Here is a 16,705-nt window from a genome sequence, read left to right on the forward strand (position 1 = left end):
CCGACCACGCCGACCACGTGCGTCAGCGGTGGAGTCGGGACCTGTCGGCGGCGGGTGCCATCATCGGCGGGTGCCCGAGACCCCGATCGTGACGCTGCCGGTGGCGCGGGTGGCGGTCGACGTGTCCCTGCCGCACCTGGATCGGCCCTTCGACTACCGGGTCGGGCCCGCCGAGGACGAGGCCGCGGTGCCCGGGGCACGGGTCCGGGTGCGGTTCGCCGGCCGGTTGCGGGACGGCTTCGTCCTCGAGCGGCTGGCCGCCAGCGACAGCGAGCGGGAGCTCAGCCCGCTGTCCAGGGTGACGTCCTCGGAGCCCGTGGTCACCCCCGAGATCGCGCGTCTGGTCCGGGCCGTGGCCGACCACTACGCCGGCTGCTTCGCCGACGTGCTGCGGCTGGCCGTCCCGCCCCGGCACGCGGCCACCGAGAAGGCGGAGCCGGCCCAGCGTCCGCCGCTGCCGGAGCTGGACCTGGCCGACGCCGGCGCGTGGGGGGAGTACGCGACGGGTCCGGCGCTGCTGGAGGCGCTGCGGCGCGGTGACCGACCCCGGGCGTACTGGCAGGTCGTCCCCGCCCACCACCGCAGCGGCGACTGGGCCGACGGGTTCGCGGCGGCGGCGCGGGCCACCGCGGACGGCGGCCGCGGGTCGGTGCTGGTGGTGCCGGACCAGCGCGACCTGGCCCGGCTCCGGGCTGCCTGCAACCGTGTGCTGGGACGCACCGGCTTCGTCGAACTCACGGCCGAGGCCGGACCGGCCGCCCGCTACCGGGCGTTCCTCGCCGCGCTGCGGGGGGATGTCCGGGTGGTGATCGGCAACCGGGCGGCCGCGTACGCACCGGTCCGGGATCTCGGTCTGGTCGCCGTCTGGGACGACGGTGACGACCTGCTGGCCGAGCAGCGTGCGCCCTACCCGCACACGCGGACGGTGCTGGCGCTGCGGGCCACCCAGCAGCAGTGCGCGTTCCTGGCCGCCGGCTACGGGCGCAGCTGCGAGGCCGAGCAGTGGGTGCAGCGCGGCTGGCTCCGGGAGCTGGCCGCCGACCGGACCCAGACCCGGCACACCGCCGCCCGGGTGCGGGCGGCGGTCGACTCCGACCTCGCGCTGGCCCGGGACCCGGCGGCCCGCTCGGCGCGGTTGCCGCACGAGGTGTTCGAGCTGGTCCGGGCGACCCTGCCGCAGGGTCCGGTGCTGTTCCAGGTGCCCCGCTCGGGCTACCTGGTCGCGCTGGTCTGTCAGGACTGCCGCGAGCCGGCCCGGTGCCGACGCTGCCACGGCCCGCTGCGGCAGCAGCAGCGCCAACAACGGCAGCGCGGCGCCGACGGTCGGGCGGCCGCGGTCGACCTCGGCTGCGTGTGGTGCGGGCTGCTGCACCCTGACTGGTCCTGCCCGATCTGTGAGAGCCGGTCGTTGCGCGCACCGGTGGTCGGAGCCGACCGGACCGCCGAGGAGCTCGGGCGCGCCTTCCCCAACACCGTGATCCGTCAGTCGTCGGGCAGCCAGGTGCTGCCGGAGGTGCCGGGCACACCCGCCCTCGTGGTCGCCACCCCCGGCGCGGAGCCGACCGCCGAGGGCGGGTACGCGGGGGCCGTCCTGCTGGACACCCAGCTGCTGCTGCTGCGGGTCGACCTGCGCGCTTCGGAGGAGGCCCTGCGCCGCTGGCTGGCCGTGGTGGCCCTGGTGCGACCGGGGGCCGACGGGGGTTCGGTGATCGCCGCCGGCGACAGCGCGGCGCGCGCCGTGCAGGCCCTGGTCCGGCTGGATCCGGCGGGCTTCGCGGCCCGCGAGCTGGCCGAGCGCGCCGAGGCGCACTTCCCGCCGGCGGCCAAGGTGGTGACCGTCGACGGCGCGGCCGGCACCCTGGCCGAGGTGGTCCAGCTCCTCCGCGCCCCCGAGCCGACCGAGGTCCTGGGCCCGGTGCCACTGCCGGGGGCGAGCCTGGCCGGCACCGAGGACCCCGTCGAGCGGCTCACCCTCCGCACCCCGCTGTCCACCGGGTCCGCACTGGTGCGCGCGCTCAAGGACGTCACCGCCGTGCGCAGCGCCAAGAAGAACGAGGGCGCACAACGGGTGCGAGTGGATCCGGTGGTGCTGGGCTGACTCCGTGGTGCTGGCTGGTCCGATGGTGCTGGCTGGTCCGATGGTGCTGGCTCGTCCGATGGTGCTGGCGGGGGTCGTCCGACGGCTACACTCCGGCCGGTGCGCATCGTCTTCGCCGGCACCCCTGAGGTCGCCCTGCCCAGCCTCGAGGCCCTGCTGGACTCCGACCACGAGGTGGTCGCCGTCCTCACCCGTCCCGACGCCCCGAGCGGGCGCGGCAAGAAGCTGACCCCGAGCCCCGTGGCCGCCCGCGCGGCCGAGCTGGGGATCGAGACCCTGAAGCCGGTCCGTCCGCGTGAGCCCGAGTTCCTGGACCGGCTGGCGGCGATCGCGCCGGACTGCTGTCCGGTGGTCGCCTACGGTGCGCTGCTGCCGCAGAACCTGCTGGACCTGGTTCCGCACGGCTTCATCAACCTGCACTTCTCGTTGCTCCCGGCCTGGCGCGGGGCGGCCCCGGTGCAGCACGCCGTGCTGGCCGGCGACGGGGTGACCGGGGCCACGACCTTCCGGATCGTCGCCGCCCTGGACGCCGGACCGGTCTTCGACACCGTGACCGAGCCGATCGGCCCCACCGACACCTCCGGTGACCTGCTGCAGCGGCTGTCGATCACCGGCGCCGCGCTGCTGGTGTCGACCCTGGACGGCATCGCCGACGGCAGTCTGACCCCCACCGAGCAGCCGGACGACGGCGTCACCCTGGCCCCCAAGATCAGCGTCGACGACGCCCGGCTCGACTGGACCCGACCGGCCGCCGAGCTCGACCGGGCGGTCCGGGGCTGCACCCCCGCGCCGGGCGCCTGGACGACCTTCCGCGGTGAGCGGCTGAAGATCGGCTCGGCGACTCCGGTGCCCGAGCACCCGGGGTCGCCGGGCGAGCTGACGGTGACCAAGCGCTCCGTGACGGTGGCCGCGGGCGAGGGCACTGGGCTGGAGCTCGGCCAGGTGCAGGCCCAGGGCAAGAAGCCGATGCCGGCTGCGGACTGGGCCCGCGGGCTCACCTTCACCACCACCGACGTCCTGGGCAGCTGAGGTGGCCGGCCGCCGACCGTCCGCTCGGCGGCGCACCGCCGACCCGGCCCGCCGGGCCGCCTTCGACGCCCTGCGCACCGTCCACGCCGACGACGCGTACGCCAACCTGGTCCTGCCGTCGCTGTTGACCCAGCGCCGGATCTCCGGTCGGGACGCGGCCTTCGCCACCGAGCTGCTGGCCGGGACGTGCCGGCTGGAGGGGACCTACGACCAGATCCTCGTCGCGGCCTCCGGACGCGCGCTCGGCTCGCTGCAGCCGGCCGTCGCCGACCTGCTCCGGCTGGGCTGCCACCAGCTGCTGGGCATGCGCGTGCCGACCCACGCGGCGGTGGCGGCCACGGTGGACCTGGCCGCGGCCACGGTGGGCGAGCGGGTGACCGGGCTGGTGAACGCGGTGCTGCGCAAGGTGGCGGCCCGCTCGTACGAGGAGTGGACCGACGACCTCGCCGTCGGACTGGACCCGGTCGACGCGCTCGCGTTGCGCACGGCCCATCCGCGCTGGATGGTGGAGGCCTACGCCGACCTGCTGCCCGCCGACGAGGTCGAGGACGCGCTGCTGGCCGACAACGTGTCCGCCCCGGTCAGCCTGGTCGTCCGTCCCGGTCTGGCCCGGGTGGACGATCTGCTCGACGCGGGTGCCGAGCCCGGGCGCTGGAGCCCCTACGCGGCGAGCTGGTCGGGCAACCCGTCCGACCTGGCCGCGGTCCGCGACGGGGTCGCCGGGGTGCAGGACGAGGGTTCGCAGCTGACCGCCTGGGGACTCAGCCGGGTCGCGTCCGGCCCGGACCTGGGCTGGTGGCTGGACCTGTGCGCCGGTCCGGGGGGCAAGTCCGCCCTGCTGGCCGGCCTGGCCGAGCGCGACGGGGCCCGGTTGCTGGCCGCGGAGCTGGCTCCGCACCGGGCCCGGCTGGTGGCCCAGGGGCTCCGCGCCTACCCCGACCCGCCCGCCGTGGTGGTGGCCGACGGCACCCGCCCGGCCTGGCGGGGCAGTGCCTTCGACCGGGTCCTGGCCGACGTGCCGTGCACCGGCCTCGGGGCGCTGCGACGGCGGTCGGAGTCCCGCTGGCGGCGGACGGCGGCCGACGTCGACCAGCTGCACCCGCTGCAGCGGAGCCTGCTCACGGCGGCGCTGGACGCGGCCGCGCCCGGCGGCGTCGTGGCGTACGTGACCTGCTCACCGCACCGGCGGGAGACCGCGGCGGTGGTCGGCGAGGTGCTGGCCGGGCGGGACGACGTCGAGGTCGTGCCCGCCGACGCGGTGCTGCCCGAGCTGCCGTCGGACGCGTTCGACGGTCCGTTCCTGCAGCTGTGGCCGCACCGGCACGGCACCGACGCGATGTTCGCCGCCTATCTGCGCCGAACGGCCTGAAACGTTTCTGCTCCGGCGGTGATCTGTGGCAGGCTTGTCTGCCGTGCGCATCCTCCAGGTCGGTTTAGGCGGTTTCGGACGGGACTGGGCGGCCCGGGTCATCCCCCAGGTGCCGGAGGTCGAGGTGGTGGGAACCGCCGACGTCTTCGCGGGCTCCCGGGAGCTGGCTCTCGCGGCCGGGCTGACCACGCCTGACCGCTGCTTCAGCTCCGTCGAGGAAGGGCTGGAAGCCACCGACCCGGACGCCGTCCTGGTCACGGCCAGCCTGATCGGCCACGTGCCGGCGGCGGAAGCCGCCCTCCGGAGCGGCCGTCACGTGCTGATCGAGAAGCCGTTCGCCCCCAGCGTGGCGGAGGCGGAGAACCTGGTCGCCCTGGCCGACCAGCAGCAGCGCGTCGTCGCCGTCAGCCAGAACTACCGGTTCTTCCCCGCCGTGCAGGCCGTCCGGCAGCTGGTGGCCGACCGCACGCTGGGTGACCTGCACGCCGTGGAGATCGACTTCCGTCAGTTCTCCGGCCGGGAGGGCATCGCGGGTCCGCACCACGCCCTGGCCGAGCCGCTGCTGGTGGACATGTCCATCCACCACTTCGACCTGCTGCGCTACGTGCTCGGTCGCGAGGTCACCGCGATCACCTGCCGGACCTGGGACCCCGAGTGGTCGCTGTTCACCGGTCCGTCGGAGGGGGTCGCCCTGATCGACTCCGGCGACGTGGTCACGTCGTACCGGGCCAGCTGGGTCAGCAGCGGCGCCAAGACCGCCTGGGCGGGGGAGTGGCGGATGGACTTCGCCGGCGGCGAGGTGTGGTGGACCAGCCGCGGCGACGGCCCCGAGGGCTGGAAGGCCGACCTGGTCACCGTGCGTCGGGGGCGCTTCCTGGAGACCCTCGAGCTGCCCGTCGTCGAGCGCGTCGACCGGGCAGGCAGTCTCACCGAGTTCGCGCAGGCCATCGCCGCGGGCCGGGAGCCGGGAGTCTCCGGTCGGAACAACCTCGGCAGCCTCGCCACCACGTACGCCGCTGTGGAGGCGGCGCAGACGCGAGCGACGGTGGAGCTCGCCGGCTGGCGCTGACCGCTAGGGTCGCCATCGTGACCAACCGGATCATGCCCAGCCTGCTGTCCGCGGACTTCGCCAACCTGCAGACCTCGATCGAGACCATCCCGGGCGCGGACGCGCTGCACGTGGACGTGATGGACTACCACTTCGTCCCGAACCTGACGATCGGTCTGCCGGTGATGGAGGCGATCCGTCGGATCACCGACAAGGTGCTCGACCTGCACCTGATGATCTCCGACCCCGACCGGTGGGCGCCGACCTACGCCGAGCAGGGCGCGGACTCGGTGACGTTCCACGTCGAAGCGGCCGCTGCCCCCGTCCGGCTGGCCCGCGAGCTGCGCAGCCGGGGCGCCCGGGCCGGCATGGCCCTCAAGCCGGCCACGCCGATCGAGCCGTACGCGGACCTGCTGCCGGAGCTGGACCTGGTGCTGATCATGACCGTCGAGCCCGGATTCGGGGGTCAGCAGTTCCTCGACCTCTGCCTGCCCAAGATCGAGCGGGCCCGAGCCCTGCTGGACCGCACCGGCGGCGACGTCTGGCTGCAGGTCGACGGCGGGGTGTCCGCCGAGACGATCGAGCGCTGTGCCGCTGCGGGGGCCGACTCGTTCGTGGCCGGCTCAGCGGTGTTCGGGGCCGACGATCCGGACGCGATGGTCGCCGAGCTGCGCAAGCTCGCCGACGCCGCTCGAGGACGACGGAGTCAGTCAGGCGCGCAGTGAACAGCGAGGGACGACGACACCGCCACTAGTTTCCCTGGCGCCGCTTGAGGTAGCGCTCGAACTCCGCCGCGATCGCGTCGCCGCTGGCCTCGGGCAGGTCGGCAGCGTCCTGCTGCTCCTCCAGCTGGGACACGTACTCCGCCACCTCGGTGTCCTCGGCCGCGAGCTCGTTCACGCCGCGCTCCCAGGCCCGGGCCAGCTCCGGCAGCTCGCCGAAGTCGAGCGGCACGTCCAGCAGGTGCTCCAGCTGGGACAGGATCGCCAGCGTCGCCTTGGGGCACGGCGGGTGCGACACGTAGTGCGGGATGGCCGCCCACACCGACATGGTGGGCAGCCCGGACCGGGCCAGCAGATCGGCCATCACCCCGACGATGCCGGTCGGTCCCTCGTAGGTGGACTCACCGATCCCGTACGTCTCCATCAGGGCGGCGTCGCGGGTGGTGGTGGTCACCGGCACCGGTCGGGTGTGCGGCGTGTCGGCCAACAGCGCCCCGAGCACGAACACCCGGGAGGGCCGGGCCGAGCGCAGGGCGGACGTGATCAACCCGCCGAACTGCCGCCAGCGGAGGTTCGGCTCGATGCCCTCGACCAGGATGAGGTCACGGTCACCGGCGAGCTGAGCGGTCTTGATCCGGGTCGTCGGCCAGGTGATCTCCCGCTCGCCGTCGACGGTCAACGTCACCTCGGGGCGGTTGACCTGGTAGTCGTAGAAGTCGTCGGGATCGAGCTCGAAGGCCAGCTCCGCCTGGTACGCCTCGGCGAGGTGCTCGACGGCGGCACTGGCCGCGTTGCCCGCATCGCTCCACCCGCTGAAGGCGGCGACGACCAGCGGGTCGCGCAGCCCGCGGAGTCCGGCGTTCAGCTGCTCGTTCGTGCCGGGCCCTGAATCGTTCATGACGAACACTGTAGACGCCGCCACCGACCGAGAACCGGGCTCGGCCGCCGGGCTCGCGGTCTATCCTCGTGGCGTGTCCGACCTGCGCAGCGAGCTGTCCCGACGCGTCGTCATCGGTGACGGTGCGATGGGGACGATGCTGCAGTCGTACGACCTGACGCTGGAGGACTTCGACGGCCTCGAGGGCTGCAACGAGATCCTCAGCGTGAAGCGGCCCGACGTGGTCCGGGCGATCCACGACGCCTACTTCGAGGTCGGCGTGGACTGCGTCGAGACGAACACCTTCGGGGCCAACCTGTCGGCCCTGAACGAGTACGACATCCCCGACCGGATCGGCGAGCTCGCGGAGGCGGCCGCCCGGATCGCCCGGGAGTCGGCCGACGCGTACAGCACCCCCGACCACCCACGCTGGGTCCTCGGCAGCGTCGGCCCGGGCACCAAGCTGCCCACGCTCGGCCACCTGCCGTACGCCGACCTGCGCGACGCGTACACCACCCAGGTCTCCGCCATGGTCGACGGCGGCATCGACGCCGTGCTGGTGGAGACGAGCCAGGACCTGCTGCAGACCAAGGCCGCCGTGCTGGGCGCCAAGCGGGCCATGCGGGCGGCGGGGGTGGACCTGCCGCTGATCGTGCACATCACCGTGGAGACGACCGGCACCATGCTGCTGGGCTCCGAGGTCGGCGCGGCGCTGACCGCGCTGGAGCCGCTCGGCATCGACTTCATCGGGCTGAACTGCGCGACCGGTCCGGCGGAGATGAGCGAGCACCTGCGCCACCTGGCCCGGCACGCCCAGATCGGGGTCAGCTGCATGCCCAACGCGGGACTGCCCCAGCTGACCTCGGACGGTGCGCACTACCCGCTGACCCCGGTGCAGCTGGCCGATGCGCTGGAGCAGTTCGTCGGCGAGTTCGGTCTCGGTCTGGTCGGCGGCTGCTGCGGCACCTCGCCCGAGCACCTGCGGCACGTGGTGGAGCGGCTGGGCAGGCACACGCCGGTGGATCGCACCCCCGTCCACGTCCCCGCCGCGGCGTCCCTCTACGCCGACGTGCCGTTCCGCCAGGACACCAGCTACCTGTCGATCGGGGAGCGCACCAACGCCAACGGCTCCAAGGCGTTCCGTGAGGCGCTGCTGGCCGAGCGCTGGGACGACTGCGTCGACATCGCCCGGGCCCAGATCCGCGACGGGGCGCACCTGCTGGACCTCAACATCGACTACGTCGGCCGTGACGGCGCCGCCGACATGAGCGAGCTGGCGTACCGGTTGGCCACGGCCTCGACGCTGCCGATCGTGCTGGACTCCACCGAGCCGCCCGTGCTGCAGGCCGGGCTGGAGCGACTCGGCGGCCGGGCGGTGATCAACTCGGTCAACTACGAGGACGGTGACGGGCCGACGTCGCGCTTCACCAAGATCATGGAGCTGGTGTCCGAGCACGGCGCCGCGGTGATGGCGCTGACCATCGACGAAGAGGGTCAGGCCCGGACGTGTGACTGGAAGGTGCGGGTCGCCGAGCGGCTGATCACCGACCTGACAAAGAACTGGGGGATGCGCACCTCCGACATCATCATCGACGCACTGACCTTCCCGATCGCCACCGGGCAGGAGGAGACGCGACGCGACGGGATCGAGACCATCGAGGCGATCCGGACGATCAAGGAGCGCTTCCCCGAGGTCCAGACCACCCTCGGTCTGTCCAACATCTCCTTCGGTCTCAACCCGGCCGCGCGGGTGGTGCTCAACTCGGTCTTCCTCAACGAGTGCATCGAGGCGGGTCTGGACTCCGCCATCGTGCACGCCGCCAAGATCATCCCGATGGCCCGGATCCCCGACGAGCAACGGGAGACCGCGCTCGACATGGTCTACGACCGGCGCCGCCCGGCCACCGAGGACGAGCCGGCGTACGACCCGCTGCAGCACTTCCTGGAGATCTTCGACGGGGTCACCACCGCCGACACCAAGGCCGAGCGCGCGGCCGAGCTGTTGAAGCTGCCCGTCAGCGAGCGGCTGCAGCGGCGGATCGTGGACGGCGAGGGCAAGGGTCTCACCGACGACCTCGAGCTCGCCCTGGCCGACGGCAAGCCGGCGCTGGAGATCATCAACACCGATCTGCTGGAGGGCATGAAGACCGTCGGCGTGCTGTTCGGCTCCGGCCAGATGCAGCTGCCCTTCGTGCTCCAGTCGGCCGAGGTGATGAAGACCGCTGTCGCCTACCTGGAGCCGCACCTGGAGAAGACCGACTCCGACGGCAAGGGGACCATCGTGCTGGCCACGGTCAAGGGCGACGTGCACGACATCGGCAAGAACCTCGTCGACATCATCCTCACCAACAACGGCTACACGGTGGTCAACCTCGGCATCAAGCAGCCCATCTCCACGATCCTGGAGGCCGCAGACGAGCACCGCGCCGACGCCATCGGGATGTCCGGTCTGCTGGTGAAGTCGACGGTGGTGATGCGGGAGAACCTCGAGGAGATGAACACCCGCGGGGTGGCGTCGTACCCGGTGTTCCTGGGCGGCGCGGCCCTGACCCGCGCGTACGTGGAGCAGGACCTGCGGGAGGTCTACGCCGGCGAGGTGCGCTACGCCCGTGACGCGTTCGAGGGTCTGCGGCTGATGGACGCGCTGATGGCGGTCAAGCGGGGTGAGGAGGGCGCGGCCCTGCCCGCGCCGCGCGAGCGACGGGTCAAGGCCAAGACCCCCGCGGCGGTCACCGAGGAGGGCCCGGAGCCGACCACCCGCTCCGACGTCGCGATCGACGTCGACGTCCCCACCCCGCCGTTCTGGGGTGACCGGATCGTCAAGGGCATCGCGCTGGCCGACGTGGCGGCGTACCTGGACGAGCGAGCCACGTTCATGGGCCAGTGGGGCCTGAAGGGGTCCCGACAGGGGCCGACGTACGAGGAGCTGATCGAGGTCGAGGGCCGGCCGCGGCTGCGGACCTGGCTGGACCGGATCCAGACCGAGGGCATCGCGGAGTTCGCCGTCGTGTACGGCTACTGGCCCTGCTACAGCGAGGGCAACGACCTGGTGGTCCTCGACCCGGGCGCCGAGGTCGGGGCGCCGGAGCGGCACCGGTTCACCTTCCCCCGGCAACGCCGCGGCCGGCACCTGTGCCTGGCCGACTTCTTCCGCTCCCGCGAGCTCGCGGCCGAGAAGGGGCCGGACGTGGTCGCCTTCCACCTGGTCACCATGGGGGCGGCGGTGGCCAAGGCGACAGCTGTGCTGTTCGAGAACAACGCCTACCGCGACTACCTGGAGCTGCACGGGCTGAGCGTGCAGCTCACCGAGGGCCTGGCCGAGATGTGGCACGACCGCGTCCGGGCCGACCTCGGCTTCGGCGCCGACAACGGCTCCATCGACGACATGATCCGCGACCAGGCCTACCGGGGCTCGCGCTACTCCTTCGGCTACCCGGCCTGCCCGGATCTGGAGGACCGGGCCAAGCTGGTCGACCTGCTGAAGCCGGAGCGGATCGGCGTCGAGCTGTCCGAGGAGCTGCAGCTGCACCCGGAGCAGTCCACCGACGCGCTGATCGTGCACCACCCGGAGGCGAAGTACTTCAACGCGCGGTGAGAGTGCGCGGTCCGATTCGTTCGTGACGGGAACCTGCACCTCACGCCACCCACCCCGGCGTGTCGGGCCCGATCACGGGCAGCCGCCTGGGCTTTCCGTCGGCAACGCGGAGAGCCGCCCGGGTGGCCCAGACGACGTAGTCGGGGTCCTCGGTCAGCATCCGCCAGGTGAACCGCAGCACCGTCCAGCCGGCCAGCACGAGGGCGTTCTGCCGCTCCCGGTCGGTCTCGAAGACGTCGGCCCGGTCGTGCGTCTCGCGGCCGTCGATCTCGCAGGCCAGCCGCTGCCGGACGAATGCGATGTCGAGGTAGTAGGTCGCCCAGTCCGGCACCGTGACCTTCAGGTTGCCCACCCACCCGGTGATCCCCGCCCGGCGGTAGACGCGGTGAGCCAGCCGCTCGGCCCGCGACCACGGCGCGGCCCGGGAGTCCAGCAGCACCCGCCAGCGCTCGGCGTTCCCACGCCGGTGCGGGGTCTGCTGCAGTGCGTCCCGGAGGCTGGCCAGGTCGGCCGCCTTCCGTCGCAGCGCGATGTCGATCGGGTCGGTGTCGTCCAGCGTGGCCAGCTCGACGGCGGTCAGCGGCGGCACGGTGAAGCCGAACGGTCCGCGCCGCTGGACCAGCTCGACCGGCACCCGCCGCTGCTCGAAGACGAACCCGGGCTGGGGCGCATGACGCTGCGGAGACGCCACCTGGAGGTCACCGACAGCGATCTCCGGCCAGTAGGACAGCGCGGCCGCGGCCCGTCCGGTGATGATCGCCCTGGGGTCCCAGCGTGACACCGCCACCACCCTGGTGAGCAGGTCGGTCGCGTTGCCCGGGTCGGCGTAGATGCCCGGGAGGGGCCGGACCAAGCGCCCGCCCACAGCGGCCCGGACCAGGGCGTTCTCCAGCGCCGGGTGCTCCCGCGCCACGATGACGCGCTCGTGGGCCAGGAGCTCTTCGATGATGTCGTCGTTTCTCACGTCCGCACACTGCGGACGCCGGACGGATTCGACCGGGGGTGCCGGACATCTGTGGACGACGGTGACGCGACCTGGTCTCCTGTGGACAACGACGGAAACCAGCGGTTCGCGGGCTCGCCCAGGCCCGACACGCCGGCTACCAACCCGAAGAGCGTCAGATTCCCGTCACGAACGAAGGCGCGGCCGCCGCAGCCGGTCGGACCAGAGGGCGGCGCGGGCGGCGTTGGCCCCGCCGGCACCGTGCACGGCACCGCCGGGGTGCGCCGAGGCCGACGCCAGGAAGAGCCCGCGGACCGGGGTGCCGGCCCGGCCGAGCCCCGGCACCGGCCGGAAGACCAGCTGCTGGTCCAGGGCCGAGGAGCCGCCCCCGACCGCCCCACCCACCAGGTTCGCGTCGCGCCGCTCCAGCTCCGTCGGGGACAGCACCCGTCGCGCCAGCACCCGCGCCCCGAAACCCGGCGCGTACGCCTCGAGCCGGGCCTGCATCCGGTCGGCGTACCGCTCGGCGTCGTCGCCGTCCCAGTCCCCGGTCAACCGGCCGCCGGCATCGCCGCGGACCCGCTGGGGGACGTGGGTGTACGCCCACAGGGACTCGGTGCCGGCGGGGGAGCGGGTGGGGTCGCTGGTGGTCATCTGCCCGATCAGCAGGAACGGGCTCTCCGGGATCAGGTCGGCGGCCAGCTGGCCCTCGTACGCACTCAGCTCGTCCAGGCTGTCGCACACGTGCACGGTGCCGGGGGCGTACGCCGGCTCGCCCCGCCAGGGCACCGGACCGGACAGGGCGAAGTCGACCTTGACCGTGGCCGGATCCATCCGGAAGCGGCGGACGCGGTCCAGGTGGCGCTGCGGCATGTCCTGCGGGCCGAGCAGGCGCTGGACCAGCTGGTGCACCCCGATCCCCGCGATCACGGCCCGGCGGGCCCGGACGGCGGTGCCGCCGATCACCACCCCGCAGGCCCGGCCCCGTTCGACCAGCACCCGGTCCACCGGCACCCCGGTGCTGACCAGGCCACCACGAGCCCGGAAACGCGCCGCCATCGCCTCGGTCAGGCGACCTGCACCGCCCTCGGGGACGGGGAAGCCGACCGTCTGGCCGAGCATGGCCAGCAGCAGCCCGATGACGCTCGATCCCGCACTGGTGGAGGCGAGGTCGGCGTGCGCCGCGTTCCCGGCGACCAGCATCCGGGCCCCCCGGCCCCCGAAGCCGTGGCCCGCCACGGGCGCGTCCAGGGTGTGCCGGGCGGGGGTCAGCAGCCGCTGCACGAAATCGAGGCCGCCGACGCGCGGCAGGGTCAGGGCGACCCGCAGACCGTGCCGGACGGGCGGCATCGGTGACAGCAGGGCGGCCACGAGCGCCGGCCCGATCCGCCGCCACTGCTCGACCAGGGCCAACCAGGCGTCGCCGTCACCCGGGTGCTCGCGGTCCAGCAGGGCCGCCGTCACTTCGACGTCGCGGTGCAGCAACGTCCACGAGCCGTCCGGCCAGGGGTGGCCCAGCACCGCGGGCGCCTGGCACCAGCGCAACCCGTACGCCTCCAGCCCGAGAGCGGTGATCACGGGGGAGGCGGCGGCCATCGGGTAGAAGGCGCTGAAGGTGTCGTGCACGAAGTCGGGGTGCACCTCGCGGTCGCTGCGCACGGCCCCGCCGAGATCGGTCTGGGCCTCGACCAGCAGCACCTCCCAGCCGGCGTCGGCCAGCCGGTTGGCGGCGACGAGGCCGTTCGGTCCGGCGCCGACCACGACGGCGTCCACCGTCGCGGGGACCGGGGCGATCATGGTCACACCCTCTCACCGGCCCGGACGGCGATCCCGGTTGCCCGGGGCTGCGAGAATGGCCGGGCCATGAACGACGTCGACCTCTCCGTGCCCGCGCCCGCCGCCCGCCCCCAGGCCGTCCTGTGGGACTTCGACGGCACCCTGGCCGACACGGAGCCGCTGTGGATCGCTGCGGAGTTCGAGGTGATCGAGGGGACGCTCGGCAAGTCGTGGTCGATGGCGCACGCCGAGCAGCTGGTGGGCAGCGACCTGATCGACTCGGCGTCCTACATCCTCGCCACCATCGGTCGCAGCGACCTGCCGCCCATCTGGATGGTCGAGCAGCTGCTGGGGCGGGTGGTCGCCCAGCTGAAGACCGCCGACGACCTGCCCTGGCGCCCGGGTGCCCTGGAGCTGCTCGCCGCCCTGCGCGCCGACGGGATGCCGTGCGCGCTCGTGTCGGCCTCCTACCGGGTGCTGCTCGACGCCGTGCTCGAGCGCCTGCCCGAGGGCTCGTTCGCCGTCTCCGTCGGGGGCGACGAGGTCACCCAGGGCAAGCCGCACCCGGAGCCGTACGAGCGCGCGTGCGCGCTCCTCGGGGTCGACGCCCGCTCGTGCGTGGTGCTGGAGGACTCGGCCACCGGTGCCCGGTCCGGCAACGCGGCCGGTGCCGTCGTGGTGGGCATCCCGCACGTGGTCGCCATCCCGCCCGCCCCACGCCGGGTCACGGTCCCGTCGCTGGACGGACTCGATCCGGACCGGCTCGCGACCCTGTTCACCCAGGCCGGTAGTGCGGCGTAAGCGGCGGGCGCCGGCCCGGCTGGGGACGGCGCTGATGGCCGTGCTGGCCGTGCTGGCCGTGCTGGCCGCCGGGTGCACCCCCTCCGACGTCGATCCCCAACCCGGGCCGTCGCAGAGCACGCCGACGGCGACGCCGCTGACCGTGCTCTCCACCGACCCCGTCCGACAGACCGACCCGGCCGCGATGACCGACCCGGGTTCGGTGGTCCTCTCGCTCAACGTGTTCCAGCGGCTGATGACGGCGGAGCCGGGTCAGGCCGTGCTGAAGCCCGACGCCGCCAAGGACTGCCTGTTCACCGCGGACACCGTCTACACCTGCACGCTGAACCCGAACCTGGTCTTCCACAACGGTCACGAGCTGACGTCCAGCGACGTGAAGTTCAGCATCCAGCGAGCCCTGCGCCTGGACGTGCCGGGCTCGTCCGCCCCGTTGCTGTCCACCCTGCGGCGGATCGACACCCCCGACCCGTCGACCGTCAGGTTCGTGCTGAGCCGCGTCGACACCCAGTTCGGCTGGGCCCTCGCCTCTCCGGCCGCGTCGATCGTGGACGAAGAGGTCTACGACGCCGACGAGGTGCGCCCGCGCGACCAGCCGATCGTCGGCTCCGGCCCCTTCGCCGTCACCAGCCTCGCCGACGACGAGCTCCGGTTGCAGCGGAACGCGACCTACGTCGGACGCACCCCGGCCCGGATGGACGTGGTGCTCTACCGGACGGTCGCCGACTCCGCGGCCCTGGAGGACGCGGTGAACACCGGCACGGCGGACGTGGTCTGGCGCGGTCTCAGTGCGGCCGCGATCACCCGCTACACCCGGCAGGTGACCGTCAACGGCGACGGCACCACCGACGCCGGCTACGGGATGCAGACGCAGACGGGCACCCGGGTGCTGATGCTGGCCTGGTCGGCGCAGGCGAAGCGGCGCACCGACGGGGACCTGCGTAACGCCATCGCGGTGTCGCTGCAGGGCGACCGGACGCTGGACTCCCTGGTGCCCGGCGGGATCCCCAACCACATCAGCGCCTTCCCGCTGGGGGGCAGCACCAAGCCCGACGTGACCTGGTCGAACCAGATCCGGCTCACCCTCGGCTACGACCCGACCATGCCCGACGGGCGCGACATCGCCACCCAGGTCCGGACCCGGCTGGAGGACAGCGGCGGGATGAGCGTGCGGCTGCGCGCCGTCGACCCCACCGCCGACGCCGATCCGCCCGATCTGATGGTGCTGGACCGCAAGGCCTGGACGTCGACGGGACTGGCGTGGCTGCAGCCCTATCTGCAGGCCCCGCTGCCGGCGAGCGCGGGCGACGTCGCCGAGCTGGAGCGCCAGTACCGGGGCGCGGGGATCGGCGAGGAGGCCGACGCCACGAGGGCGATGGCCAGCCTGCAGCGCCAGGCCGCCAGCGACCTGGTGCTGCTGCCGCTGACCCAGTCCGACGAGTACGTGTTCACCGCACCGAAGGTGGAGGTCCCGGCGAACTCGTTCGGGCCCGGGTGGCAGCTGGGATTGTGGGGGATGTTCCGTGCAGGATGAGACCGAGTTCGATCAGGACCCGCGGGCGTACGCCGGTGTGGGGTCGGGCCCGCTGCGGCCCGGGGAGCGGGTCACGCTGACCGACGCCAAGGGACGCAAGCACTCCGTGCTGCTGGCCGAGGGTGGGGTGTTCCACACCAGCAAGGGCGGCATCCCGCACGACGACCTGCTCGGGGGCCCCGAGGGCGTGGTGGTCCACTCCCACGGCGGCACCGCGTACCTGGCGCTGCGACCGCTGTTGGCCGACGTGACGGTGGCCATGCCCCGCGGCGCCGCCGTGGTCTACCCGAAGGACGCGGCCCAGATCGTCGGCGGGGCGGACGTCTTCCCCGGGGCCCGGGTGATCGAGGCCGGCGTCGGCTCGGGGGCTCTGACCATCTCCCTGCTGCGGGCCATCGGCCCCACCGGTCGGCTGATCTCGTACGAACGCCGCGACGACTTCGCCGCCATCGCCGCCACGAACGTGCAGAACTTCATCGGCGGTCCGCACCCGGGCTGGGACCTGCGGGTGGGCGACCTGGTGGAGCGACTGGCCGCCGACCCGCCGGGTCAGGTCGACCGGGTCGTGCTCGACATGCTCGCGCCGTGGGACTGCGTCGACGCCGTCGCCGAGGTGCTGGTGCCCGGCGGCGTGCTCTGCGCGTACGTGGCCACCACCACCCAGCTGGCCCGCACGGTGGAGACCATCCGCATCCACACGGGCTTCACCGAGCCGGAGGCGACGGAGTCGCTGGTCCGGGGGTGGCACGCCGAGGGGCTGGCCGTCCGACCGCAGCACGCCATGGTCGGCCACACCGGCTTCCTGATCTTCGCCCGGCGGCTGGCGCCCGGGGTCGTGGCCCCGGCCCGGCGGCGCCGCCCGGCGCCCGGCGCGTATGGCGAGGATTACACGGGACCGCGTGGTGATCGCGGGTAG

Annotated in this window: 11 protein-coding genes and 1 pseudogene; 9 read left to right on the top strand and 3 right to left on the bottom strand. The window is 73.4% G+C overall.

Going from position 1 to position 16,705, the window contains the following annotated elements; genetic code table 11:
- Positions 1-70 precede the first annotated feature (70 nt).
- The 5 genes from ABD714_RS19985 (at position 71) to rpe (ending at position 6,269) form a co-directional block, all read left to right on the top strand.
- Positions 71-2,098, top strand: coding sequence for a primosomal protein N' (locus ABD714_RS19985; protein ID WP_344814205.1), 2,028 nt, complete (start codon positions 71-73; stop codon positions 2,096-2,098).
- Positions 2,099-2,197: 99 nt separating this feature from the next.
- Positions 2,198-3,127: a methionyl-tRNA formyltransferase gene (fmt, locus tag ABD714_RS19990; protein WP_344814206.1), complete on the top strand. Its 930-nt coding sequence runs from the start codon at positions 2,198-2,200 to the stop codon at positions 3,125-3,127.
- Position 3,128: 1 nt separating this feature from the next.
- Positions 3,129-4,496, top strand: coding sequence for an RsmB/NOP family class I SAM-dependent RNA methyltransferase (locus ABD714_RS19995; RefSeq protein ID WP_344814207.1), 1,368 nt, complete (start codon positions 3,129-3,131; stop codon positions 4,494-4,496).
- 43 nt (positions 4,497-4,539) lie between these two features.
- Positions 4,540-5,565, top strand: a complete 1,026-nt coding sequence (locus ABD714_RS20000) for a Gfo/Idh/MocA family protein (protein ID WP_344814208.1) — start codon at positions 4,540-4,542, stop codon at positions 5,563-5,565.
- Positions 5,566-5,582: 17 nt separating this feature from the next.
- Positions 5,583-6,269: a ribulose-phosphate 3-epimerase gene (gene rpe, locus ABD714_RS20005; RefSeq protein WP_344814209.1), complete on the top strand. Its 687-nt coding sequence runs from the start codon at positions 5,583-5,585 to the stop codon at positions 6,267-6,269.
- A 25-nt stretch (positions 6,270-6,294) separates the two neighbouring features.
- Here rpe and ABD714_RS20010 read toward each other — a convergent pair whose 3' ends face one another.
- Entirely contained in the window at positions 6,295-7,164 is an 870-nt protein-coding gene (locus ABD714_RS20010) for a PAC2 family protein (RefSeq protein ID WP_344814210.1), read from the bottom strand.
- 73 nt (positions 7,165-7,237) lie between these two features.
- Between ABD714_RS20010 and metH the strand changes: the two genes are divergently transcribed.
- Entirely contained in the window at positions 7,238-10,738 is a 3,501-nt protein-coding gene (metH, locus tag ABD714_RS20015) for a methionine synthase (protein WP_344814211.1), read from the top strand.
- 40 nt (positions 10,739-10,778) lie between these two features.
- On the opposite strand, the gene ABD714_RS20020 is transcribed toward metH, so the two are convergent.
- Both ABD714_RS20020 and ABD714_RS20025 read right to left on the bottom strand, forming a co-directional pair.
- Positions 10,779-11,702, bottom strand: coding sequence for an endonuclease domain-containing protein (locus tag ABD714_RS20020; RefSeq protein ID WP_344814212.1), 924 nt, complete (start codon positions 11,700-11,702; stop codon positions 10,779-10,781).
- 165 nt (positions 11,703-11,867) lie between these two features.
- A complete protein-coding gene (locus ABD714_RS20025) occupies positions 11,868-13,478 on the bottom strand; it encodes a phytoene desaturase family protein (protein WP_344814213.1) in 1,611 nt (536 codons plus the stop codon).
- A gap of 66 nt (positions 13,479-13,544) precedes the next feature.
- On the opposite strand from ABD714_RS20025, the gene ABD714_RS20030 reads away from it, so the two are divergent.
- From ABD714_RS20030 to ABD714_RS20040, 3 genes and pseudogenes are all read left to right on the top strand, one after another.
- Positions 13,545-14,258 (top strand): HAD family hydrolase, encoded by a 714-nt coding sequence (locus tag ABD714_RS20030; RefSeq protein ID WP_344814214.1) that lies wholly within the window; start codon positions 13,545-13,547, stop codon positions 14,256-14,258.
- 235 nt (positions 14,259-14,493) lie between these two features.
- Positions 14,494-15,789: an ABC transporter substrate-binding protein gene (locus ABD714_RS20035; RefSeq protein ID WP_425562426.1), complete on the top strand. Its 1,296-nt coding sequence runs from the start codon at positions 14,494-14,496 to the stop codon at positions 15,787-15,789.
- A pseudogene (locus tag ABD714_RS20040) lies at positions 15,761-16,705 on the top strand (tRNA (adenine-N1)-methyltransferase); the annotation flags it as partial. The gene ABD714_RS20035 and the pseudogene ABD714_RS20040, both read left to right, overlap by 29 nt.

Origin of the sequence: Microlunatus aurantiacus (assembly GCF_039536605.1) — a bacterium.
Classification (GTDB): Bacteria; Actinomycetota; Actinomycetes; order Propionibacteriales; family Propionibacteriaceae; genus Microlunatus; species Microlunatus aurantiacus.

Excerpts from the sequence above, each read along its gene's own strand:
- ABD714_RS20010 (WP_344814210.1), bottom strand. The coding sequence starts at position 7,164 with ATGAACGATTCAGGGCCCGGCACGAACGAGCAGCTGAACGCCGGACTC.
- ABD714_RS20030 (WP_344814214.1), top strand. The coding sequence starts at position 13,545 with ATGAACGACGTCGACCTCTCCGTGCCCGCGCCCGCCGCCCGCCCCCAG.
- ABD714_RS20035 (WP_425562426.1), top strand. The coding sequence starts at position 14,494 with ATGACGGCGGAGCCGGGTCAGGCCGTGCTGAAGCCCGACGCCGCCAAG.
- ABD714_RS20025 (WP_344814213.1), bottom strand. The coding sequence starts at position 13,478 with ATGATCGCCCCGGTCCCCGCGACGGTGGACGCCGTCGTGGTCGGCGCC.